The 23,293-nt window shown below is 63.7% G+C and carries 20 protein-coding genes; 11 read left to right on the top strand and 9 right to left on the bottom strand.

Translation table 11 applies throughout. From position 1 onward, the window contains the following. The first annotated feature begins 43 nt into the window (after positions 1-43). Entirely contained in the window at positions 44-964 is a 921-nt protein-coding gene (locus NP534_RS15680) for an AraC family transcriptional regulator (protein WP_033702744.1), read from the top strand. 49 nt (positions 965-1,013) lie between these two features. Here NP534_RS15680 and NP534_RS15675 read toward each other — a convergent pair whose 3' ends face one another. Further along, positions 1,014-2,651, bottom strand: coding sequence for a 5-guanidino-2-oxopentanoate decarboxylase (locus tag NP534_RS15675; RefSeq protein WP_274099309.1), 1,638 nt, complete (start codon positions 2,649-2,651; stop codon positions 1,014-1,016). Positions 2,652-2,765: 114 nt separating this feature from the next. On the opposite strand from NP534_RS15675, the gene NP534_RS15670 reads away from it, so the two are divergent. Then, positions 2,766-3,650 (top strand): LysR substrate-binding domain-containing protein, encoded by an 885-nt coding sequence (locus tag NP534_RS15670; RefSeq protein WP_033702746.1) that lies wholly within the window; start codon positions 2,766-2,768, stop codon positions 3,648-3,650. A 128-nt stretch (positions 3,651-3,778) separates the two neighbouring features. Here NP534_RS15670 and NP534_RS15665 read toward each other — a convergent pair whose 3' ends face one another. Both NP534_RS15665 and NP534_RS15660 read right to left on the bottom strand, forming a co-directional pair. Next, positions 3,779-4,393, bottom strand: a complete 615-nt coding sequence (locus NP534_RS15665) for an NAD(P)-dependent oxidoreductase (RefSeq protein WP_274099308.1) — start codon at positions 4,391-4,393, stop codon at positions 3,779-3,781. Between the two features lie 27 nt (positions 4,394-4,420). Further along, positions 4,421-5,296 carry an MBL fold metallo-hydrolase gene (locus NP534_RS15660; protein ID WP_258714074.1) on the bottom strand — a complete coding sequence of 292 codons (876 nt, stop codon included), beginning with the start codon at positions 5,294-5,296 and terminating at the stop codon, positions 4,421-4,423. Between the two features lie 103 nt (positions 5,297-5,399). Between NP534_RS15660 and NP534_RS15655 the strand changes: the two genes are divergently transcribed. Then, entirely contained in the window at positions 5,400-6,308 is a 909-nt protein-coding gene (locus tag NP534_RS15655; RefSeq protein ID WP_274099307.1) for a LysR family transcriptional regulator, read from the top strand. Between the two features lie 68 nt (positions 6,309-6,376). Next, the gene (locus tag NP534_RS15650; protein ID WP_167334470.1) at positions 6,377-6,550 is read left to right on the top strand and encodes a hypothetical protein; all 174 of its coding nucleotides are present in this window, start codon (positions 6,377-6,379) and stop codon (positions 6,548-6,550) included. 19 nt (positions 6,551-6,569) lie between these two features. Here the strand turns inward: NP534_RS15650 and NP534_RS15645 are convergent, their stop codons facing one another. Then, complete coding sequence (locus NP534_RS15645) at positions 6,570-7,439, bottom strand: isocitrate lyase/PEP mutase family protein (RefSeq protein ID WP_033702750.1); 870 nt, start codon at positions 7,437-7,439, stop codon at positions 6,570-6,572. A gap of 347 nt (positions 7,440-7,786) precedes the next feature. Here NP534_RS15645 and NP534_RS15640 point away from each other — a divergent pair, with 347 nt between their 5' ends. Then, positions 7,787-9,238 (top strand): MDR family MFS transporter, encoded by a 1,452-nt coding sequence (locus NP534_RS15640; protein ID WP_186659607.1) that lies wholly within the window; start codon positions 7,787-7,789, stop codon positions 9,236-9,238. An 84-nt stretch (positions 9,239-9,322) separates the two neighbouring features. On the opposite strand, the gene ttgR is transcribed toward NP534_RS15640, so the two are convergent. Further along, positions 9,323-9,955: an efflux transport transcriptional regulator TtgR gene (ttgR, locus tag NP534_RS15635; RefSeq protein WP_033702752.1), complete on the bottom strand. Its 633-nt coding sequence runs from the start codon at positions 9,953-9,955 to the stop codon at positions 9,323-9,325. Between the two features lie 255 nt (positions 9,956-10,210). Between ttgR and ttgA the strand changes: the two genes are divergently transcribed. The 6 genes from ttgA (at position 10,211) to NP534_RS15605 (ending at position 19,136) form a co-directional block, all read left to right on the top strand. Further along, the gene (ttgA, locus tag NP534_RS15630) at positions 10,211-11,365 is read left to right on the top strand and encodes a toluene efflux RND transporter periplasmic adaptor subunit TtgA (protein WP_274099306.1); all 1,155 of its coding nucleotides are present in this window, start codon (positions 10,211-10,213) and stop codon (positions 11,363-11,365) included. A 3-nt stretch (positions 11,366-11,368) separates the two neighbouring features. Continuing rightward, positions 11,369-14,521: a multidrug efflux RND transporter permease subunit TtgB gene (gene ttgB, locus NP534_RS15625; RefSeq protein WP_274099305.1), complete on the top strand. Its 3,153-nt coding sequence runs from the start codon at positions 11,369-11,371 to the stop codon at positions 14,519-14,521. Further along, complete coding sequence (locus NP534_RS15620; protein ID WP_274099304.1) at positions 14,518-15,975, top strand: AdeC/AdeK/OprM family multidrug efflux complex outer membrane factor; 1,458 nt, start codon at positions 14,518-14,520, stop codon at positions 15,973-15,975. The genes ttgB and NP534_RS15620 overlap by 4 nt, the downstream gene beginning before the upstream one ends. Before the next feature lie 256 nt (positions 15,976-16,231). After that, positions 16,232-17,485 carry an OprD family porin gene (locus NP534_RS15615; RefSeq protein WP_033702756.1) on the top strand — a complete coding sequence of 418 codons (1,254 nt, stop codon included), beginning with the start codon at positions 16,232-16,234 and terminating at the stop codon, positions 17,483-17,485. A gap of 139 nt (positions 17,486-17,624) precedes the next feature. Next, a complete protein-coding gene (locus tag NP534_RS15610) occupies positions 17,625-18,548 on the top strand; it encodes a LysR family transcriptional regulator (RefSeq protein WP_047583969.1) in 924 nt (307 codons plus the stop codon). A 75-nt stretch (positions 18,549-18,623) separates the two neighbouring features. After that, positions 18,624-19,136, top strand: coding sequence for an Mpo1 family 2-hydroxy fatty acid dioxygenase (locus tag NP534_RS15605; protein WP_274099303.1), 513 nt, complete (start codon positions 18,624-18,626; stop codon positions 19,134-19,136). A gap of 139 nt (positions 19,137-19,275) precedes the next feature. On the opposite strand, the gene pcaC is transcribed toward NP534_RS15605, so the two are convergent. The 4 genes from pcaC to NP534_RS15585 are packed head-to-tail and all read right to left on the bottom strand — an operon-like array spanning position 19,276 to position 23,145. Further along, on the bottom strand, positions 19,276-19,668 hold the full coding sequence (pcaC, locus tag NP534_RS15600; RefSeq protein WP_047583944.1) for a 4-carboxymuconolactone decarboxylase: 393 nt from the start codon (positions 19,666-19,668) through the stop codon (positions 19,276-19,278). Positions 19,669-19,678: 10 nt separating this feature from the next. Beyond that, a complete protein-coding gene (gene pcaD, locus NP534_RS15595; protein ID WP_274099302.1) occupies positions 19,679-20,470 on the bottom strand; it encodes a 3-oxoadipate enol-lactonase in 792 nt (263 codons plus the stop codon). An 11-nt stretch (positions 20,471-20,481) separates the two neighbouring features. After that, positions 20,482-21,846 carry a 3-carboxy-cis,cis-muconate cycloisomerase gene (locus NP534_RS15590; RefSeq protein ID WP_274099301.1) on the bottom strand — a complete coding sequence of 455 codons (1,365 nt, stop codon included), beginning with the start codon at positions 21,844-21,846 and terminating at the stop codon, positions 20,482-20,484. 9 nt (positions 21,847-21,855) lie between these two features. Next, positions 21,856-23,145: an MFS family transporter gene (locus tag NP534_RS15585; protein ID WP_033702762.1), complete on the bottom strand. Its 1,290-nt coding sequence runs from the start codon at positions 23,143-23,145 to the stop codon at positions 21,856-21,858. Positions 23,146-23,293: the final 148 nt, after the last annotated feature.

Below are 23,293 nucleotides of genomic sequence, written 5' to 3'. Positions count from 1 at the left end.
ATTGCCCAAACCTATGCTGCGTCAGTCAGTAGAGGAAGCCATCATGACCACCGCCACGCCCATCGAGCCGTCCCTGGAAGTGCAACGCCAGGAGCTGGCCGAGCTGATCCGCCGCCATGCCGGCGAGCCCCAAGGCACGGTGTCGGCCATCGACGACCTGTATCTAGTGCGCTACACGGAAAACATCCGCGCCATGCCTACCTTGGCGTTGCCGGCGTTGTGCATCCTGGCACAGGGCAGCAAAAGCCTGTTCCTCGGTGACGAGCAGTACGCCTATGACCCGCTGCACTACATGGTGGTGTCGGTGACCTTGCCGATCAGCGCGGCCAAACTCGATGCCAGCCCCGAAAACCCCAGCCTGGGCTTGCGACTGGACCTGGACCCGGCCGAAATCAGCCAACTGATCGCCGAAAGTGGGCCGATGTTGGTGCCCAACCTGCCGTCCGGCCGTGGGCTGTATGTGGAGAGGACCGACGCACAGCTGCTCGACGCGCTGCTGCGGCTGATCCGCCTGCTGGATTCGCCACGGGACATTGCCATGCTGGCGCCGCTGTTCCGCCGAGAAATTCTCTACCGCCTGCTGCGTGGCCCGCAGGGCTATCGGCTGTATGAGATCGCCTTGGCCAACAGCCAGACCCACCGAGTCTGCCAGGCCATTACCTGGCTCAACCAGAACTTTCAGCAGCCGCTGCGCATCGAGGACCTGGCCCGGGAGGTCAACCTCAGCACCTCGACCTTGCACCATCGGTTCAAGGCCGTGACGTCCATGAGCCCGCTGCAGTACCAGAAGCAATTGCGCCTGCAAGAGGCACGGCGGTTGATGCTCAATGACGGGCTTGAAGCCGCAGTGGCGGGCTATCGGGTAGGGTATGAAAGCCCGTCGCAGTTCAGCCGCGAATACAGCAGGCTTTACGGCGCGCCGCCGATTCGCGATGTAGCGCGGTTGCGGGCCCCGGCCGGGTAAGTTGTGCACGGCCTGTACCGGCGAAGGGTCGGTACAGGCCGGCAGCTTTTTACGCGACCACCGCCGCCTGCCACTGATTCTGGTCAACCTGGATCAAGGTCGGCCCCTTGCGCTCCACCGCACGCCCCAACGCCGCCTGCAACTGCGCGACATCAACCACATGCTCCGCTTCGGCACCCAAGGCCCGGGCCACGCCGATGAAGTCCGGGGTATGGATATCCACGCCGACCGGCTCGATGGCGCGATTGACCATGTACTTCTTGATTTCCTCGTACCCTTGGTTGTTCCACAACAGCACGATCAGTGGTACCTGGGCCTCCACCGCACTGGCCAGCTCCGGCAGGGTGAACTGCAAGCCACCATCGCCGATCAGGCAAACCGACGGCGCACGCTCGGCGATTTGCGCGGCGCTGCCCAGCCAGGCGCCCATCGCCGCTGGCAATGCATAGCCCAGGGTGCCGTAACCGGTCGAGGCATTGAACCAACGGCGCGGCTGGTCCATGTCCAGCGTGAGGTTGCCGGAGTACACCGGCTGGGTCGAATCGCCGACCAGAATGGCGTTGGGCAGGCGCTCGAGGATACTGTTCAGCAGGCGCGTCTGGCTCAGAGTCGGCTGGTCCCAGCCGCTCGCCAGGGCCTGGCGCAGCTGCTGCACGCGCGGCTGCCCCCAGCCACCGTCACGCGCCGGCAGCGGCTGCCCCTGCAAGGCCGCGCACAGCGCCTCGGCGGCCAATTCGGCATCGGCGACCAACGCCAGCTCGGGCAAGTAGTTGCGCACTGTCTGGTCCGGGTCGATGTCGATCCGCAGCAGACTGCCCGGGATCTCGAAGCCGCCCTTGAAGGTCACGTCATAGTCGGTTTCGGCAAGTTCGGTACCGATGGCCAGCACCACGTCCGCCTCGGCCACCAGCGCCCGCGTGGCCGGCAGCGACTGGGTGGAGCCGATTTGCAACGGGTGATCAGATGCCAGCAACCCCTTGGCATTGATGGTCAATGCTACCGGTGCCTGCAGCAGCTCCGCCAGGCGGGCCAAGGGGGCGCCAGCGCTCAACGCACCACCACCCGCCAGAATCAGCGGGCGCTTGGCCTTGGCCAGGCGCTCGGCCATCAACGCTACGGCCTGGGGGGCTGCACCTGCGCGGCTGCTGCGCACCGGACGGCCTGGCAGCAAGTGATCGGCTGGCTCGACCAGCACGTCCAGTGGGATCTCGATATGCACAGGGCGCGGGCGGGCGCCCTCGAACACGGCAAAGGCGCGGGCCAGTACCTGTGGCAGGTCGTTGGCGCTCATCAGGGTCTGCGAGAAGGCTGCCACGCCCGACACCAATGCAGCCTGGTTCGGCAACTCGTGCAGCTTGCCGCGGCCGCCGCCCAGTTGATCGCGCGATTGCACGCTGGAAATCACCAGCATCGGGATCGAATCGGCATAGGCCTGGCCCATGGCGGTGGTGATGTTGGTCATCCCAGGGCCGGTGATGATGAAGCACACCCCTGGTTTGCCCCGGGTCCGGGCATATCCGTCGGCCATGAACCCGGCGCCTTGCTCGTGGCGCGGGGTGATGTGACGAATGGAAGAAGACGCCAGGCCGCGATAGAGCTCGACGGTATGCACGCCTGGAATGCCGAAGACATGGTCCACACCATAGCCTTCAAGGAGTTTGACCAGTACTTCGCCGCAGGTTGCCATGTGTTTTTACCTTGAGTCTTGTTGGAATCTGCCCGTATTGGACCCAAGCCAACGCTATCGCCACAATGCAAAAAAACACATACTAGCCATGTCCCCACGTCATGGCTTAATGCAATGAAACGGCTCCCGCCCCTGCCCGCCCTGTACACCTTCCTGGTCACAGCCCAGCACTGCAATTTCACCCGTGCGGGGCAGCAGTTGCACATCACCCAAGGCGCCGTCAGCCGGCAGATTGGCGCACTGGAAGCGCACCTCGGTTACGCCCTGTTCCAGCGCCAGGCCCGCGGCCTGAGCCTGACGCGTGAAGGCCAGGACTGGTTGCCGCGGGTGCAGCAGGTGTTTGCGCTGGTCGAACAAGGCGTGCGTGAAGTGGGTGGGCATCGCGCCACCTTGCAGCTCAAGGCGCCGACCTGCGTCATGCGCTGGCTGCTGCCACGCCTGATGGAATGGCAGGCGCTGCGCCCCGACGTACCGGTAGAGCTGACCACCACGGTGCAGCATGGCGTGGACTTTCGCCGCGAAGGCTTCGATGCGGCGGTGGTGTACGGCAGCCTGCCGAACCATGGCCTGCAAGTTCGCAAATTGTTCGACGAGCAGCTGACACCTGTCTGCGCGCCTTCACTGCTGGAAGGCGCCTTGCCGCTGGCGCAGATCGACGACCTGATGCGCCACATGCTCCTGCACCCCTCGCGTGACGAGCACGACTGGCGGCTATGGCTGCAGGCAGCTGGCGCGACGTTTGCTGCACAAGGGCCGAAACAGCATTTCGAGACCTTGGACATGGCAATGGCCATGGCATCGCAGGGCACCGGGGTAGCCATTGGCGATTGGTCGCTGATCGGCGATGACCTGCACGGCGGACGGCTGTGCATGCCTTTTGGCTTGAAGGTGACGACCGGCAAGGGCTATTACCTGGTCAGCCAGGCCAAGCACCTGCCTGCCGGCCTGGTCGAGCTGATGGACTGGCTGCAGGCGCGCGCCAACCGCGATCCCTTGTAGGAGCGGCCTTGCGTCGCGAAAGGGTCGCGCAGCGGCCCCGGGTTTTCGGGTGCCAGCAAGAACGTAGGGGGCCGCTGCGCGACCCTTTCGCGACGCAAGGCCGCTCCTACACGAGGCCGTGCTGCGGCTCAGTACCCGACAGTAAACCGCGCCCGCGAATGCGCCGGCTTTTCCAGCTCATCGAGCATGGCAATCGCGTAGTCGGCAAAGGTGATCCAGCTCTTGCCGGCGGCACCGATCAGCAGATGATCCTTGCCCAGCGTGTAGTGCCCGCTCCGCTCGCCCTCGACAAACTCCGCCGACGGCGACAGGAACGTCCAGTCCAGATTCTGCTCCTGGCGCAGCACCTCGAGAAAGCGCACGCCGGCACTCGCCTCGGCTTTGTAGGCCTCGGGGAAGTCCGGGCTGTCGATCACCCTGTGCCCGGAAGGCAGCAGCAGGCTGCCGGCCCCGCCCACCACCAGCAGGCGCCTGACCCCGGCGCGCTTGACTGACTCGATGATCGAGTGCGCGTCGATAGTTGCAAAGTGCGCAGCGCTCAACACCGCGTCCACACCGGCGACAGCCGCTTGTAGCGCCGCACTGTCCTTGACGTCCAGCGCCTTGACCGTCACCCCATCACGCCCCTGCAGCCGCGACGGGTCGCGGGCAATGGCCACGACACTGTGGCCACGGCGCAGGGCTTCTTCCAGCAACTGGCTGCCGGCTCGGCCGGTGGCACCAATGATTGCGATCTTGCTCATGGGAAACACTCCATCAATTGAACGGAATTACCACTTCATCTCGCCCTTGGCGACCTTGGCACCGAGCTCCAGCGAGCTCTCGTCAGCCAGGCCGGGGTAGCGTTTTTTCATCGCCGCGATCAACGTAGCGGCATCTTTCGCCTTGGCGGCTTCGGCATCGAACGCTTCAACATAATTGGCCGTGAAGCGGACAGCGGCGAGCGAACGGCTGCTCTGGCCCAGGTAATGGCCGGGCACAACGGTGCGCGGCGCCAACTGCTCGATGTGCTTGAGCGTGCCCAGCCAGTCGGCATGCGACTGGGCCGACTGGGTATCGGCCATCCACACGTGGATATGCTCCGCAACCACCACGCCGCCGACGACTGCCTTGATCGACGGAATCCAGACAAAACTGCGATCAGGCTGCGGCCCGTCCAGGCCGACCACCTCTAGCGTCTGGCCTTCCAGGGTCAGGCGATCGCCCGCGAGGACCTGTGGCACGACCAGCCGCGCCGGTTTGTCCGCGCCCATTTGCGGGCCCCAGTAGGCCAGCTTTGCGTCCATGGTCTGGCGAATGTGCGCAACCGTGGGCGCCGAGGCTACCACCTTGGCGGCGGGGAACGCCTGGGTCAGCGTGTCGAGGCCGAAGTAGTAGTCCGGGTCGCCATGGCTGATGTAGATGGTGGTAAGCCGCTTGCCGCCTGCACGCAAGCGCTCGACCACCTGTTCAGCCTGCGCCTTGCCGAACTGGGCGTCGACCAGGATGGCATCGTGGGCGCCGCTGACAATCACCGAACTGACCGGGAAAATGGCCTCGTGCCCAGGGTTGTAGACGTCCAACTGCAACGGCTCGGCGGCCAGGGCCGGGCCGGTCAACGCAACACAGGCCAGTAACAGGCCACGCAAGGGAGTGAATAGCGACATCGCAACGGTCCGTCTGTAGAAGAATGATCAACAGCTTAGTTGCCAAATCCATGACAAAAAATGCGATGCTCGAACATAGTTTGTTTCTAAAATCGGGCAAATCATGGACCGTCTCAACGCCATGCGCGTTTTTGTCACTGTTGTCGATTTGGGCAGCCAGTCTGCGGCAGCGGATCACCTGCAGCTGTCGCGGCCAGTGGTTTCACGCTACCTGGCAGAACTCGAGGAGTGGGTCGGCGCGCGGCTGATGCAGCGCACCACGCGCAAGCTGAGCCTGACCGCCGCTGGCCAGGAAACACTGCCCCGCTGCCGCCAACTGCTGGAACTTGCCGGCGACCTGCAGGTTGCCGTACGCCAACCGGACGACGCGCCCCGCGGCGCGCTGCGCATCAGCGTCAGTACGTCATTCGGCCAAGCGCAACTGGTGGATGCCGTGGCCGCGTATGTTCGGCGCTATCCCGGGGTGAAGGTTGAACTGCAGATGCTCGATCGCACGGTCAACCTGGTGGATGAGCGCATCGACCTGGCCATCCGCACCAGCAACGATCTGGACCCGAACCTGATCGCCCGGCGCCTGACCGTGTGCCGCTCGGTGGTGTGCGCGGCACCGGGCTACCTGCGCGAACATGGGACGCCGCAGCGGGTTGAGGAACTGAGTGGGCACAATTGCCTGACCCATGCCTACTTCGGCCACAGCCTCTGGCATTTCGAGGTGCAGGGCCACGCCATTGCCGTCCCGGTCGAGGGCAACATCAGTGCCAATGAGGCCATGACGTTGCAAAAGGCGGCACTGGCCGGTGCGGGCATTGCCATGCTGCCAACCTACCAGGCTGCCGCTGCGCTGCGCACGGGCGCACTGGTGCGCCTGCTGCCCGAAGCACGGCCGCGCGAGCTCAACCTGAATGCGGTGTATACCTCGCGCAAGCACATGCCGGCGACCTTGCGCAGCATGCTGGACTTTCTTGCACAGCGGTTCCGGGACGAGCCGGAATGGGACAAGGACCTGATGTAAGCCCACGGCGCCGCGAATTGGCCTACGCTTACCGGTATCACCTGGCGCGGTAACAGGAGGTGAGCACCATGGGCATCAAGACAAGAAGGTTCGCAGTGGTGATGGCGCTGTTTGCCGTTGCCGGGCTTTACGGCTCAGCCTGCTGGCGGGTCGAACTGCTCCGCGACCAACCCAGCTCGGCAGCCAATTGTCAGCACGCGCACTGCGTGCCGCAAAGCGCAACCTTGAGCGCCGTCCGTTGAGCTGACGGCGCCCTGCCGGTCACTCCTCGACGCTCATGTATTCCTTGGCCCAGCGGATGTAATCCTCGGGCTGGGTGTAGGTGTGCGAGAGTTCGGTGGCGTTGAGGTTCTCGGACCTGTTCTGCTGGCCGCGCTGCAGGCGCAGGCAGTCGTAGGTGGCCTTGATGGCAGCAAAGTACGCCGCATGGCCATCGACCACGATGCGCACGCCCAGGCGTGCCAGGCGTTCATCATCACGCAGGTTGGGGTTGGCGTAAGTCACCAGCATCAACGGCACGGTCAGGTGCTCGGCAATCTGCTCAAGCTGCTCGAAATCCTTCACCCCCACCATGCAGATCCCGTCGGCACCGGCTTTCTGATAGCTCTGGGTGCGCACGATGATTTCTTCGGTGCTCAGCACACCGGCGTTGGTGCGGGCGATGATCGACAGCGACGAGTCGACCCGTGCTTCAAGCGCCGCGCGAATCTTGCCGACACCTTCGTCGACTGGAATCAAATCGGTGGACTTGCGCCCGAACTGGGCCGGCAGCAGCGTATCTTCGATGGTCAGTGCCGCAACGCCGGCACGCTCCAGTTCGATGACCGTGCGCATGACATTCAGCGCGTTGCCGTAGCCGTGGTCGGCATCGGCCAGCACCGGCAGTTGCGCCACACGGCCAATACGTGTGGCCTGCTCGACGAACTCGCTGAGCGTGATCAAGGCAAAATCCGGTGCGGCCAGCACCTGCAGCGAAGCCACCGAACCACCAAGAATACCGACTTCGAAACCCAGGTCAGCGGCAATGCGCGCCGACATCGGGTCGAACACGGACGCTGTGTGGTAACAGGAACCTGAAGCGAGCAGCTCGCGGAAGGCAAAACGCAAATCTTGGTGGGAAGCCCTGGGCATGATCACTCCGCAATAACGTGAAATTGAACGGTTGCTACCAACCCCTGAATCGGGTCTACCTGACCTGTTCCAACCGTCGCCATCTGGGCGGTCATGCTCGACATGCAGGCAGAGGAATAAAAGGTGTGGGATACAGCGACACGAAAACCCTGCGGCAATTAGCTGCACCAAGCTGGTGCAGGCCACGGATCACAGCCCCTGCGGTCCAGCCACGATATCACGCGGCCATGCCTCACTGGATGAATGCGCCAATGCCGATCTTGCATAGGGGATGCAGATAGTACATAGGAAGCTACCTAAGTCAGGTTACAATTCATCGGCCTCATTGCCATGCCTAAGGTAATTTCGTGACTGCCGCCCTGCCCCCGACCGTGTTGCGCAACGTGCTCACCGCTCTGATGCTGGCCATCTTCCTCGGCGCGTTGGACCAGACCATCGTCGCCGTCTCGCTGCCGGCCATTTCCGCACAATTCAACGATGTTGGCCTGCTCGCCTGGGTGATCTCCGGCTACATGGTAGCGATGACGGTGGCGGTGCCGATCTACGGCAAACTGGGTGACCTGTATGGCCGGCGGCGGATGATCCTTACCGGCATCACGCTGTTCACCCTGGCGTCGATTGCCTGCGCCCTCGCCCAGGACATGCAGCAACTGGTGCTGGCCCGCGTGCTGCAAGGGGTCGGTGCAGGGGGCATGGTGTCGGTCAGCCAGGCGATCATCGGCGACTTCGTGCCACCGCGCGAACGTGGCCGTTACCAGGGCTATTTCAGCAGCATGTACGCGGTGGCCAGCGTCGCCGGGCCGGTGCTCGGCGGCTGGCTGACCGAGTACCTGTCCTGGCGCTGGGTGTTCTGGATCAACCTGCCACTGGGAATGGTCGCGTTGTGGGCGATCCATCGGGCACTGCGCGACATGCCGGTCAAGCGCCGCGAGGCCCAGGTCGATTACCTCGGCGCCGTGTTGCTGATTGTTGGCCTGGGTAGCCTGCTGCTGGGCATTACCCTGGTCGGCCAGGGCCACGCCTGGGCAGCGCCATCCGTACTGGCGCTGTTCGCCTGCGCGGTGCTTGGCCTGGCGCTGTTCATTGGCCATGAACGGCGCTGCCCGGAGCCGCTGCTGCCCCTCGACCTGTTCGGCAACCGCGTCGCCGTGCTGTGCTGGGGGGTGATCTTTTTCGCCAGTTTCCAGTCGATTTCCCTGACCATGCTCATGCCGTTGCGCTACCAGGGCATCACCGGTGCAGGTGCCGACAGCGCGGCATTGCACCTGCTGCCACTGGCCATGGGCCTGCCGATGGGGGCCTTCACCGGCGGCCGCATGACCAGCCTCACCGGGCGCTACAAACCGCAGATACTCACCGGCGCGCTGCTGATGCCGGTGGCTATCTTCGCCATGGCCATGACACCGCCGCAGTCGGCGCTGCTCAGCGCCGTGTTCATGTTGCTGACCGGCATTGCCTGCGGGCTGCAGTTTCCGACGTCGCTGGTGGGCACGCAAAGCGCGGTGGCCAGCAAGGACATCGGTGTTGCCACCAGCACCACCAACCTGTTCCGCTCGCTTGGGGGGGCCATGGGGGTGGCGTGCATGTCCAGCCTGCTGCTGGCGTTGCTGCATCAGGGTGGGTTCGAGCTGCTTGGCAACCCCCTGCTGGGCAGCCTTAAGGCAGGCGAGGCTGACCCACTGACCCAGGCAAGGTTGTTGGAGACGTTCAAGCATTTGTTGATGGGCAGTGGTGTGGTTGCACTGCTGGGGTTGGTGGCGGCGCTGGCGTTGCCGGACCGGCAATTGCGCGGGCACTAATAAAGCGGGGCCGCAGCGCGACCCCGCCTTTAATGCCCCGTTAATACAATGGGGCAACACTCCCTCACAATCCTTAACAAAGTGTCATTTGCGCAGCGCTGGGCTCAAGCGCAGCATATCCAGCCCGGTGTCGACCCATTTCTCAACATCACGCAGCAGATCGAAACTGTCCGGCAGCAATAACCAGCGCCCGATCAGGCCATCGACATAGGCAAACATGGCCACCGCCGCGCGCTCGACATCCAACTCGACAGGCAACTGGCCCCGGCGCGCGGCATTGGCAAGCGCCAGGGCAATGCCCTTGTGGCAATCCAGCACCGTGCTCTGGCGCTGCTGGCGAATTTCACACATGTCATCGGTGAACTCACACTTGTGATGCAGGATTTCATTGATACGCCGGGTTCGGGCATCAAGCACCAGCTCGTTGAACACTTGCAGCAGCAGCTTGCGCATGCAACCCAGCGGGTCCAGTTCATCCTCGCTTTCACTCGCGCGTGCAAGGTGGTCATGGGCTTCATGCAGGCTGTCGAGCAACGCCTGCACCAGTTCGGCCTTGTTGTTGAAGTGCCAGTAGATCGCACCTCGGGTGACGCCCGCCAGTTCGGCGATGTCGGCCAAGGTGGTTCGCGCAACCCCGCGCTTGTAGAAGGCCTTTTCCGCCGCCTCGATGATCTGGGCGCGGGTTTCCTGGGCTTCTTCTTTGGTTCTACGGACCATGGCAGTACAACCTCATCTGGGCCCGAGCGCACGGCGCGCTCGGGGAAACCGCCGGGGTCGCCTCTGCAGGGCGTCTCCCGAATGGGCTAATCAAGGGCTGCGGCAGTCACCAAGTACTGCGCAGCGGTATTTACAAACAACCATGAATGTAAGTATATTCCTTAGCAAGCTATTTATCCACCGGATAGCATTTTTCTGAATCAGACTCTTCCATTACTCTTGAGCGTCTCCTGCTCCAGCGCCCCGAGGATCCTCATGCAATTCAAGCCAGCCGTTACCGCTCTGGTTTCCGCCGTCGCCCTGGCAACTCTGCTCAGTGGCTGCAAGAAAGAAGAAGCAGCGCCTGCCGCGCAGGCTCCTCAGGTCGGCGTCGTGACCATTCAGCCGCAAGCCTTCACCCTGACCTCGGAATTGCCGGGGCGCACCAGTGCCTACCGGGTTGCCGAAGTGCGACCACAGGTCAATGGCATCATTCTCAAGCGCCTCTTCAAGGAAGGCAGCGACGTCAAGGAAGGCCAGCAGCTGTACCAGATCGACCCTGCCGTCTACGAGGCCAACCCGGCCAATGCCCAGGCCAACCTGCAGGCCACCCGTTCGCTGGCCGAGCGCTACAAGCAGCTGATCGATGAACAGGCTGTGTCCAAGCAGGAATACGACGACGCCAATGCCAAACGATTGCAGGCAGAGGCTGCGCTGAAAAGTGCCCAGATCGACCTGCGCTACACCAAGGTCCTGGCCCCGATCAGCGGCCGCATCGGCCGTTCCGCGTTTACCGAAGGCGCGCTGGTAAGCAATGGCCAGACCAATGCCATGGCCACCATCCAGCAACTCGACCCGGTCTACGTCGACGTCACCCAGTCCACCGCCGAGCTGCTCAAGCTGCGCCGTGACCTGGAAAGCGGCCAGTTGCAAAAGGCCGGCGAAAACGCCGCCTCGGTGCAGCTGGTGCTCGAAGACGGCAGCCTGTTCAAGCAGCAAGGCCGCCTGGAGTTCTCCGAAGTCTCGGTCGACGAGACCACCGGCTCGGTGACCCTGCGTGCGATCTTCCCGAACCCCGACCACACCCTGTTGCCAGGCATGTTCGTGCATGCCCGCCTGCGCGCCGGGGTCAACGCCAACGCCATCCTGGCCCCACAGCAGGGCGTGACCCGCGACCTCAAGGGCGCGCCGACCGCACTGGTGGTCAACCAGGAAAACAAGGTCGAACTGCGCCAGCTCAAGGCCAGCCGTACCCTGGGCAGTGACTGGCTGATCGAGGAAGGCCTGAACCCGGGCGACCGCCTGATCACCGAAGGGCTGCAATATGTGCGTCCGGGCGTCGAGGTCAAGGTCAGCGAAGCCACCAACGTCAACAAGCCGGCCAGCCCTGATCAGGCCAACGCGGCGAAAGCAGACGCCAAAGCGGAGTAAACCATGTCGAAGTTCTTTATCGATCGCCCGATCTTCGCCTGGGTGATCGCCTTGGTGATCATGCTGGTCGGGGCCCTGTCGATCCTGAAGTTGCCGATCAACCAGTACCCGAGCATCGCGCCACCGGCCATCGCCATCGCCGTGACCTACCCGGGCGCCTCGGCGCAGACGGTGCAGGACACCGTGGTGCAGGTCATCGAGCAGCAGCTCAACGGTATCGACAACCTGCGTTATGTGTCTTCGGAAAGTAACTCCGACGGCAGCATGACCATCACCGCCACCTTCGAGCAAGGCACCAACGCCGACACTGCGCAGGTTCAGGTTCAGAACAAGCTGAACCTGGCCACCCCGCTGTTGCCGCAGGAAGTGCAGCAACAGGGTATCCGTGTCACCAAGGCAGTGAAGAACTTCCTGCTGGTGATCGGCCTGGTGTCCGAAGATGGCAGCATGACCAAGGACGACTTGGCCAACTACATCGTCTCGAACATGCAGGACCCGGTTTCGCGGACCGCCGGCGTGGGTGACTTCCAGGTATTCGGTGCCCAGTACGCCATGCGTATCTGGCTCGATCCGGCCAAGCTGAACAAGTTCCAGCTGACCCCGGTCGACGTGAAGACTGCGGTCGCTGCGCAGAACGTGCAGGTATCGTCCGGCCAGCTCGGCGGCTTGCCTGCCCTGCCGGGCACCCAGCTGAACGCCACCATCATCGGCAAGACCCGTCTGCAGACCGCCGAGCAGTTCGAAAAGATTCTGCTCAAGGTCAACAACGACGGCTCCCAGGTACGCCTGGGTGATGTCGCCGAGGTTGGCCTGGGCGGCGAGAACTACGCGGTCAGTGCCCAGTTCAACGGCAAACCGGCTTCGGGCCTGGCGGTCAAGCTGGCCACCGGCGCCAACGCCCTGGACACTGCCAAGGCGCTGCGCCAGACCATCAACGACCTTGAGCCGTTCTTCCCGCCGGGCGTGAAGGCCGTGTTCCCGTATGACACCACGCCAGTGGTCACCGAATCGATCAGTGGGGTGATCCACACCCTGATCGAAGCCGTGGTTCTGGTGTTCCTGGTGATGTACCTGTTCCTGCAGAACTTCCGCGCCACCATCATCACCACCATGACCGTACCGGTGGTGTTGCTGGGTACCTTCGGCATCCTTGCCGCTGCGGGCTTCAGCATCAACACCCTGACCATGTTCGCCATGGTCCTGGCCATCGGCTTGCTGGTGGACGACGCCATCGTCGTGGTGGAGAACGTCGAGCGGGTGATGTCCGAGGAGGGCTTGCCGCCCAAGGAAGCCACCAAGCGTTCCATGGAGCAGATCCAGGGTGCCCTGGTGGGTATCGCCCTGGTGTTGTCGGCGGTACTGCTGCCCATGGCCTTCTTCGGCGGTTCCACTGGGGTGATCTACCGCCAGTTCTCCATCACCATCGTATCGGCCATGGGCCTGTCGGTGCTGGTGGCGCTGGTCTTCACCCCGGCACTGTGCGCAACCATGCTCAAGCCGCTGAAGAAGGGCGAGCACCACACCGCCAAAGGTGGTTTCTTCGGCTGGTTCAACCGCAACTTCGACCGCAGCGTAAACGGCTACGAGCGCAGCGTGGGCACCATCCTGCGCAACAAGGTGCCGTTCCTGCTGGGCTACGCACTGATCGTGGTTGGCATGATCTGGCTGTTCGCCCGCATCCCGACGGCGTTCCTGCCTGAAGAAGACCAGGGCGTGCTGTTTGCCCAGGTGCAGACCCCGGCAGGCTCCAGTGCCGAACGCACCCAGGTGGTGGTCGACCAGATGCGTGAGTACCTGCTCAAGGACGAAGCCGATACCGTGGCGTCGGTGTTCACCGTCAACGGCTTCAACTTTGCCGGCCGCGGCCAAAGCTCGGGCATGGCATTCATCATGCTCAAGCCGTGGGGCGAACGCTCCCAGGAGAACAGTGTGTTCGCCCTGGCCCAGCGTGCCCAGCAGCACTTCTTCACCTTCCGCGATGCGATGGTGTTCGCCTTCGCCCCGCCTGCGGTACTCGAACTGGGTAACGCCACCGGCTTCGACGTGTTCCTCCAGGACCGCGGCGGTGTCGGCCATGCAAAACTCATGGAAGCACGCAACCAGTTCCTGGCCAAGGCTGCACAGAGCAAGGTACTCAGTGCCGTGCGCCCTAACGGCCTGAACGATGAACCGCAGTACCAGCTGACCATTGATGACGAACGTGCCAGCGCCCTGGGCGTGACCATCGCCGACATCAACAACACCCTGTCGATTGCCTTGGGTGCCAGCTACGTCAACGACTTCATCGACCGTGGCCGGGTCAAGAAGGTGTACATCCAGGGTGAACCGAATGCCCGGATGAGCCCGGAAGACCTGCAGAAGTGGTACGTGCGCAACGGCAAGGGCGAGATGGTGCCGTTCTCTTCCTTCGCCAAAGGCGAATGGACCTACGGCTCGCCGAAGCTGTCCCGTTACAACGGCGTCGAGGCGATGGAAATCCTCGGTGCGCCAGCGCCGGGCTACAGCACCGGTGAGGCCATGGCCGAAGTGGAACGCATCGCTGGCGAGCTGCCGGATGGTATCGGCTTCTCCTGGACGGGCATGTCCTACGAGGAAAAACTCTCCGGCTCGCAGATGCCGGCACTGTTCGCCCTCTCGATTCTGTTCGTGTTCCTGTGCCTGGCAGCGCTGTACGAAAGCTGGTCGATCCCGATCGCGGTCGTGCTGGTGGTACCGCTGGGTATCATCGGTGCGCTGATCGCCACCAGCCTGCGCGGTTTGTCCAACGACGTGTACTTCCTGGTCGGCCTGTTGACCACCATCGGCCTGGCGGCGAAGAACGCGATCCTGATCGTCGAGTTCGCCAAAGAGTTGCACGAGCAGGGCCGCAGCCTGTACGACGCGGCGATCGAGGCGTGCCGCATGCGTCTGCGCCCGATCATCATGACCTCGCTGGCGTTCATCCTCGGCGTGGTACCGTTGACCATCGCCAGCGGCGCAGGCGCCGGCAGCCAGCATGCGATCGGCACCGGTGTGATCGGCGGCATGATCAGTGCGACCGTGTTGGCAATCTTCTGGGTACCGCTATTCTTCGTCGCAGTGTCGTCGATGTTCGGCAGCAAAGAGCCGAAAAAAGACGACACCCCTGAAACTCCACGTTATGAGGCTGGGCAATGACCAAGTCTTTGTTGTCCCTGGCGGTAACCGCTTTCATTCTTGGCGGTTGCTCGCTGATCCCTGATTACCAGACCCCGGAAGCGCCGGTGGCAGCGCAGTGGCCGCAAGGCCCTGCGTACTCGCCGACCCAGTCGGCAGACGTTGCCGCCGCCGAACAGGGCTGGCGCCAGTTCTTCCACGACCCGGCGCTGCAGCAGCTGATCCAGACCTCGCTGGTGAACAACCGCGACCTGCGTGTCGCGGCGCTCAACATCGACGCCTACCGCGCGCAGTACCGCATCCAGCGGGCCGACCTGTTCCCGGCGGTTTCGGCCACTGGCAGCGGCAGCCGCCAGCGGGTACCGGCAGACATGTCGCAGACCGGCCAAGCCGGTATCACCAGCCAGTACTCGGCCACTCTCGGCGTCAGTGCCTATGAGCTGGACCTGTTCGGCCGTGTGCGCAGCCTGAGCGAGCAAGCGCTGGAAACCTACCTGTCCAGTGAACAGGCACGGCGCTCCACGCAGATCGCCCTGGTGGCCAGCGTGGCCAACGCCTACTACACCTGGCAGGCGGATCAGGCGCTGTTCAAGCTGACCGAAGACACCCTGAAGACCTACCAGGAAAGCTACAACCTGACCCGTCGCAGCAATGAAGTCGGTGTCGCCTCGGCGCTCGACCTCAGCCAGGCACGCACCGCCGTGGAAGGCGCGCGGGTCAAGTACTCGCAGTACCAGCGCCTGGTTGCCCAGGACCTCAACAGCCTGACCGTGCTGCTGGGTACCGGCGTACCGGCCAACCTGCCCCAGCCGCTGGAGCTGAACGCCGACCAACTGGCCGAAGTACCGGCCGGCCTGCCGTCGGACATCCTCCAGCGTCGCCCGGACATCCAGGAAGCAGAGCACCTGCTCAAGGCCGCCAACGCCAACATCGGCGCGGCCCGTGCAGCGTTCTTCCCGAGCATCAGCCTGACCGCCAACGCCGGCACCTTGAGTACCGACATGGACGGCCTGTTCAAAGGCGGTTCGGGCACCTGGTTGTTCCAGCCGCAGATCAACCTGCCGATCTTCAACGCCGGCAGCCTGAAGGCCAGCCTGGACTACTCGAAGATCCAGAAGGACATCAACGTCGCCAAGTACGAGAAGACCATCCAGACCGCCTTCCAGGAAGTCTCCGATGGCCTGGCGGCGCGCAAAACCTTCGAAGAGCAGTTGCAGGCCCAGCGTGACCTGGTGCAGGCGAACCAGGACTACTACCGCCTGGCCGAGCGTCGCTACCGTATCGGTATCGACAGCAACCTGACCTTCCTCGACGCCCAACGTAACCTGTTCAGCGCCCAACAGGCACTGATCGGTGATCGCCTGTCGCAGCTGACCAGTGAGGTCAACCTGTACAAGGCGCTCGGCGGCGGCTGGTACGAGCAGACCGGGCAGCAGGCCAATCAGCAGGCTTCGGTGGCAACACCGAAAGGCTGAATGCCCTTGTAGCAACATCAAGCCCACCCCTCGCGGTGGGCTTTTTGTTGTCGCTGCCTGCGCAGGAAAATAATTAACCACCTGGAACATTCCGTTCGATTATCGCCCCATACCGTCTGCGACGAATTGCCTCGCCCCTTCCCTTCCCCGCACCATCCGCTCACGCAACGTTGCCCACGTTCATCAAAGACCCGCACCTGCAGGCCGCATCCTGCAGCGCAACGGCTCGACCATAAAAACAAGAGATCCACGACAGATGAGCACTTCGCATACCGCACGCCAGCTGCTGCCCGGCCTGTTGGCCATGTCCTGCACCCTCCCCGCGTTTGCTGCGGACGGCGGCTTCATGGAAGACGCCAAGGCCACCCTCAACCTGCGCAACTTCTACATCAACCGCAACTTCGTCGACCCGGCCCACCCCCAGAGCAAGGCCGAGGAATGGACCCAGAGCTTCATCCTCGATGCCCGCTCCGGCTTCACCCAGGGCACCGTGGGTTTCGGCGTGGATGTGTTGGGCATGTACTCGGTCAAGCTCGATGGCGGCAGAGGCACCACCAACACCCACCTGTTGCCGGTGCACGACGACGGCCGCCCCGCAGACGATTTCGGCCGCCTGGGCGTGGCCCTGAAAGCCAAGCTCTCGCAGACCGAACTGAAGGTCGGCGAATGGATGCCAGTGCTGCCGATCCTGCGTTCGGACGATGGCCGCTCGCTGCCACAGACCTTCCGCGGCGGCCAGCTCACCTCCAAGGAAATCGACGGCCTGACCCTGTATGCCGGCCAGTTCCGCGGCAATAGCCCGCGCAACGACGCCAGCATGGAAGACATGTCGCTCAATGGCCGTGCAGCGTTCACCTCGGACCGCTTCAACTTCGGCGGTGGTGAATACACCTTCAACGACAAGCGCACGATGATTGGCCTGTGGGATGCCCAGCTCAAGGACATCTACCGCCAGCAGTACCTCAACCTGGTACACAGCCAGCCACTGGGCGACTGGACCCTGGGCGCCAACCTCGGCTACTTCATCGGCAAGGAAGACGGCGCCGAGCGCGCCGGAGAACTGGATAACCGCACCGCCTCGGCACTGCTTTCGGCACGCTACCAGGGCCATACCTTCTACGTCGGCCTGCAAAAGGTCAGTGGCGATGACGCTTGGCTGCGGGTCAATGGCACCAGCGGTGGCACCTTGGCCAACGACAGCTACAACGCCAGCTTCGACAATGCCAAGGAGCGTTCCTGGCAGGTGCGCCATGACTTCAACTTCGCCACCGTCGGGGTACCGGGGCTGACCTTGATGAACCGCTATATCAAGGGTGACAACGTGACGGCAGGTGGCGTCGACGATGGCAAGGAATGGGCACGGGAGACCGAGCTGGCCTACGTGGTGCAGTCGGGGTCGTTCAAGGACCTGTCGGTGAAATGGCGCAACTCCACCATGCGCCGGGACTTCAGCACCAATGCGTTCGATGAGAACCGGCTGATTGTGAGTTACCCGTTGAATCTGCTGTGATCTGGCTACCCTCGTCGCGGTCAAACCCGTGACGAGGTTTTAAATAACCAAAAAGAATAACTAACAAAATAAACCATCGTTGACGACATATGCTGTAACCGCTTAAATCGACGTCTGTTCCCCGCCCTAGAGCCTCACCATGGACCTTCGTCAACTGCGCTATTTCATTGCACTCAACGAGTATCGCAGTTTCGTCCGCGCCGCCGAGGCCATGGGCATCACCCAGCCTGCCTTCAGCCGCGCCATCCAGGGCTTGGAACAAACCTTTGGCTGCCCCTTGGTCGACCGTGCCAGCAAAGCGCTGCCGCCCACCCCTGAAGGCTTGGTGGTACTGCAGCACGCCCGCCGCCTGGTACAAGGTGCCGCGCAACTGAGCAACGAAGTGCTGCAGATGACCAAGCTCGATGCCGGCGAGTTGCACTTTGGCAGCGGCCCGGCACTGGCTGTGCGCCTGGTCCCCGAAGCCTTGCGCCACTTCATCGACAGCCACCCGGGGATCCGCACCGCGTTGCTGGTGGACAATGCCGAGCGCCTCGGCCAGGCACTGCGCCGTGAGCAGATCGAGTTCTTCGTCGACGATATCCGCCCCTTCGAGGCCGACCCCAACTTCCACACCGAGCCACTGTCGCCACGGCCCGGCCTGTTCTTCTGCCGCCCCGGCCACCCCTTGCTGGCCAAGGACAGCCTGTCGACCAACGACCTGTTCACCTACCCGCTGGCCAGCGCCCTGCTTGCACCTGGCGTGCGCAAGCGCCTGGCCAACCTGAGCGGGCGCAGCGACTTCACCCCACACCTGCAGACCGAGCACCTGGCGGTGTTGCGCAGCGTAGTGCAGGCCAGTGATGCGATCGGCACCGCCAGCGAGGAAGCCGTTGCCGAAGACCTGGCTGCCGGGCGCCTGGTGCGCCTGCACTGGCGCAACCTGCCGCCGGCACTGGAAGTGCTCAGCGTGCGCTGTGGCGTGGTCAGCCGCAGCGGCTATCGCTTGTCGCCTGCGGCGCGGGCCATGATCGAGACGCTGGTGGGGCTGGATGCGCCCCTGCGCAGTGCCGCCATTCGCTGAACTGATGAAGATGGTGCGTGCGGGCTATCCTGAGCTATATGGGGGCCTGTACCGGCAAACCAGGGAGGCACAACAATGAAAAACCTCGTCGAACACCTGAGCCAATACGCCAACTACCACCGCGACCCACGCAACATCGCCACCCATTTCCTCGGCATCCCACTGATCGTGCTGGCCGTGACCATCCTGCTGTCGCGCCCAGGCTGGGACGTTGCCGGTATCTGGCTATCCCCTGCCCTGCTGGCGGCGGCGGCTTCGGTGTGGTTCTACCTGCGCCTGGACCTGCGCTTCGGGCTGGTCATGGGGCTGCTGCTGGGGCTGTGCCTGTGGCTTGGCCAGGTACTGGCGATGCAAAGCACCGGGCTGTGGCTCGGTGCGGGGTTGGGGGCATTCGTGGTGGGCTGGATCATCCAGTTCGTCGGCCACTATTACGAAGGCCGCAAGCCGGCGTTCGTCGACGATATCAGCGGGCTGATCATCGGGCCGCTGTTCGTGGTGGCGGAAGCGGCATTCATGCTGGGGTTGTGCCCGGCGCTCAAGCAAGCCGTGGAGGCCAATGCCGGCCCAGTGGCCCTGCGGTCGTCGTAGGAGCGGCCTTGCGTCGCGAAAGGGGCGCGCAGCGGCCCCTCGATTTCAGCGTCGCCGCACATATCCGGGGCCGCTGCGCGCCCCTTTCCGACCGGTCCGGCGCCCCGGCAAGGCCGCTCCTACCAAGAGCCCGTGGGGCTTAAGAGCGTGACTCGACGCCCAGCTCATCCCACACCGATTCCGCCAGGTGGAAGGTGGCATTGGCCGCCGGGATGCCGCAGTAGATCGCGCTCTGCATCAGCACTTCCTTGATCTCGTCGCGGGTCACGCCGTTGTTGGCAGCGGCCCGCAGGTGCAGCTTGAGCTCGTCGTTGCGGTTCATGCCGATCAGCATGGCAATGGTGATCAGGCTGCGGGTGTGACGCGGCAGGCCGGGGCGGGTCCAGATATCCCCCCAGGCATGGCGGGTGATCATCTCCTGGAACTCGCCATTGAAGTCGTTGAGCTTCTCCAGGCTGCGGTCCACGTGCGCATCGCCAAGCACCGCGCGGCGCACCTGCATGCCTGCGTCGTAGCGTTGTTTCTCATCCATGGCGTTATCCTCAGTGAGCCAGCAGGAAGTCGAGCACTCGGCGGCTGAAGCGCTCGCCAATCTCGACGTTGGACAGGTGCGCAGCCGGGAAGTCGACATAGTCGGCGCCCTGGATGGCAGCCTGCATGAAGCGGCCATGCTCAGGGGTGGTCACCACGTCTTCGGTACCGGCGACGATCAAGGTCGGCACCTGGATGCGCTGCACGTGCTCGCGGTAGTCGGCGTCGCGCACCGCAGCGCAGTTGGCTGCATAGCCCTCAGGCGTGGTCTGCGCCAGCATCTGGCAGATACGCTGGGCCTGCTCGGGCTGCGTCTGGGCGAAGCCTGGGGTAAACCAGCGCGCAATGGAGGCATCGCGCAGCTCGACCATGGCCTGCTGGCCGCCCTTGAGCACGGTGTCGATGCGCGGGTTCCAGACCTCGTCACTGCCGATCTTGGCCGCGGTGTTGCACAGGGTAAGGCTGTGCAGGCGCTCGCCTGCGTTGATCCCCAGCCACTGGCCGATCAGGCCGCCCATCGACAGCCCGACGAAGTGCGCTTTCTGGATGTCCAGGCCATCGAGCAGGGCAAGCACATCGCGGCCCAATTGCTCGATGCTGTAAGGGCCTGCGGTGACCAGCGAGGCGCCATGGCCGCGGGTGTCATAACGCAACACGCGCAAGTGCTCGCTCCACAGCGGAATCTGCGTGTCCCACATACCCAGGTCGGTACCCAGTGAGTTGGACAACACCAGCACCGGAGCATCCGCCGGGCCATCGATTTGATAGTTCAGTACGCCATCGGCCAGTTGCAAATGCGCCACAGCAGTCTCCTTCAGGCAGTGAAACGTTGATGTTCAGCCACGGCGCGCGCCACCCAGACGCGGGCCTGGCCGAGGTAATGGGCAGGGTCGAGCAAACGATCGAGTTCTTCCGCCGACAGTTCGGCGCTGACGTGCGGCTCGTCACCAAGCACCGCGCGCAGGTGGCGCTGCTCGGCGACGGCACGCTGGCAGCACTGCTCGAGCAGATGGTGGGCGCGGTCACGGCCCAGGCGCTGGGCCAGGACGATGCTGACGGCTTCGGCCAGCACCAGGCCCTGGGTCAGGTCGAGGTTGCGGCGCATGCGCTCGGCGTCCACCTGCATGCCTTCGGCGATCACCTGGGCCTGGTGCAGGGCGCCGGACACCAGGCAGCAGATATCCGGCAGGGTTTCCCATTCGGCATGCCACAGGCCGAGGCTGCGTTCATGTTCTTGAGGCATGGCGGCAAACAGCGTCGACAGCAGGCCAGGCACACGGGTGGCGGCACCGATCAGCACGGCGGCGCCCACCGGGTTGCGCTTGTGCGGCATCGTCGACGAGCCACCTTTGCCCGGCGCGGAAGGCTCGAACACCTCGCCCGCCTCGGTCTGCATCAGCAGGCTGATATCGCGGCCGAATTTGCCCAGGCTGCCGGCGATCAGGCCCAATACCGAGGCAAATTCCACCAGGCGGTCGCGCTGGGTGTGCCAAGGCTGCTCAGGCAAATTCAGCTTGAGCTGCTCGGCCAAGCCCTCGGCTACCGGCATGGCCTTGCTGCCCAATGCCGCCAGGCTGCCCGAAGCACCGCCGAACTGCAGGCACAGCAGGCGCGGGCGCAGTTCCTGCAGGCGTTGGCGATGGCGGGTCAACGCGCCCAGCACACCGGCCAGCTTCATGCCCAGGGTGACCGGTGTGGCATGCTGTAGCCAGGTGCGCCCCACCAGGGGCGTATCGGCATGCTGCAAGGCCTGGCGCGACAGGGTCTCGGCCAGTTGGCCCAGGTCCGCTTCGATCAGGTCGAGGGCATCGCGCAGCTGCAGCACCAGCCCGGTGTCCATCGCGTCCTGGCTGGTGGCGCCCAGGTGCACATAGCGCTCGGCCTCGGGTACGCCGCTGGCGATCACCTTGCCCAGCGCCTTCACCAGTGGGATGGCCGAGTTGCCAGCGCTGGCGATGGCATCGGCCAGGGCGCGGGTGTCGTAGCGCTCGGCCTTGCAGGCGGCCTCGATGGCCGCCACCGCGCTGTGCGGCACCAGCCCGGCGGCCGCTTCGGCGCGGGCCAGGGCAGCTTCGAAATCGAGCATGCCCTGCAGGCGGCCACGGTCGGAGAAGATCTCGCGCATGGCCGGCGCGGTGAAGTAGGCATCGAACAGCTGGTTGTCCGCACGGTACGTCATTGCAGGTCCTTAATCGTCATGGTGCAGGTACGCGGCCTGCTTCGGCAGGCGCAGGCTGAACAGGAAGGCTATCGCCATCATGCCCGTCACGTACCAGTAAAAGGTGTTTTCCATGCCCAGCGTCTTCAGGCCCAGCGCCACGTATTCGGCAGAACCCCCGAACATCGCGTTGGCCACTGCATAGGCCAGGCCGACACCCAGCGCGCGCACCTGCGGCGGGAACATCTCCGCTTTTACCAGGCCGCTGATCGAGGTGTAGAAACTGACGATACACAAGGCCAGGCTGATCAGCACGAAGGCCAGGAACGGGCTGGTCACGGTCTTCAGCGCCATCAGCAGGGGCACGGTGAACAGCGTACCCAAGGCGCCGAACAGCAGCATGGAATTACGCCGGCCAATACGGTCGGACAACATGCCGAAGAACGGCTGCAGGATCATGAACAGGAACAGCGCGCCGGTCATCACGTAGCTGGCGTTCTTGGCGTTCATGCCGGCCGTGTTGACCAGGTACTTCTGCATGTAGGTGGTGAAGGTGTAGAAAATCAGCGACCCGCCTGCGGTGTAACCCAGCACGGTGATGAACGCTGCGGTGTGGTTGCGGAACAGCCCGCTGATCGAACCGGCATCTTTGTCATTGCGGGTTTCGGCATTGCTGGTTTCGTGCAGCGAGCGGCGCAGCATCAGCGAGATCAGTGCGGCCACGGCGCCGACCACGAACGGAATACGCCAGCCCCAGGCACGCAGCTCGTCCTCTGTCAGCAGTTGCTGCAGGATCACCACCACCAGCACGGCCAGCAACTGGCCGCCGATCAAGGTCACGTACTGGAACGAGGCGAAGAAGCCGCGCTGGCCGCGCAACGCCACTTCGCTCATATAAGTGGCGGTGGTGCCGTACTCGCCACCCACCGAAAGGCCCTGGATCAGACGCGCGAGCAACAGCAGCGCGGGTGCCCAGGTACCAATGCTGGCGTAGGTGGGCAGGCAGGCGATCATCAAGGACCCGGCGCACATCATCAGCACCGAGATCATCAGCGAGTTCTTGCGGCCATGGCGGTCGGCCAGGCGGCCGAATATCCAGCCACCGATGGGGCGCATCAGGAAGCCCGCGGCGAACACGCCGGCGGTGTTGAGCAACTGTACGGTGGGGTCGTCGGAGGGGAAGAAGGCCGGGGCGAAGTAGATCGCGCAGAAGGCGTAGACGTAGAAGTCGAACCATTCCACCAGGTTGCCCGAAGAGGCACCGACGATAGCGAAGATGCGCTTGCTGCGCTCTTCGCCGGTGTAATAGGTTGAGGTCATGGTGGTTTTACTCCTGGAGGGTCCTAGGTAAGTCTAGACATACCTAGTAACACACTCGTTCCGCTCGCAGGCTGGCAATTGGCCTTGTGTCTTACAGTACCGGCCTCTTCGCGGGGCAAGTCGGATCGCCGCACCGCCGCCCCCACAG

Origin of the sequence: Pseudomonas sp. 39004, from assembly GCF_028682155.1 — a bacterium.
GTDB lineage: Bacteria > Pseudomonadota > Gammaproteobacteria > Pseudomonadales > Pseudomonadaceae > Aquipseudomonas > Aquipseudomonas capeferrum.
This window is presented reverse-complemented; position numbering and strand designations above follow the sequence as displayed.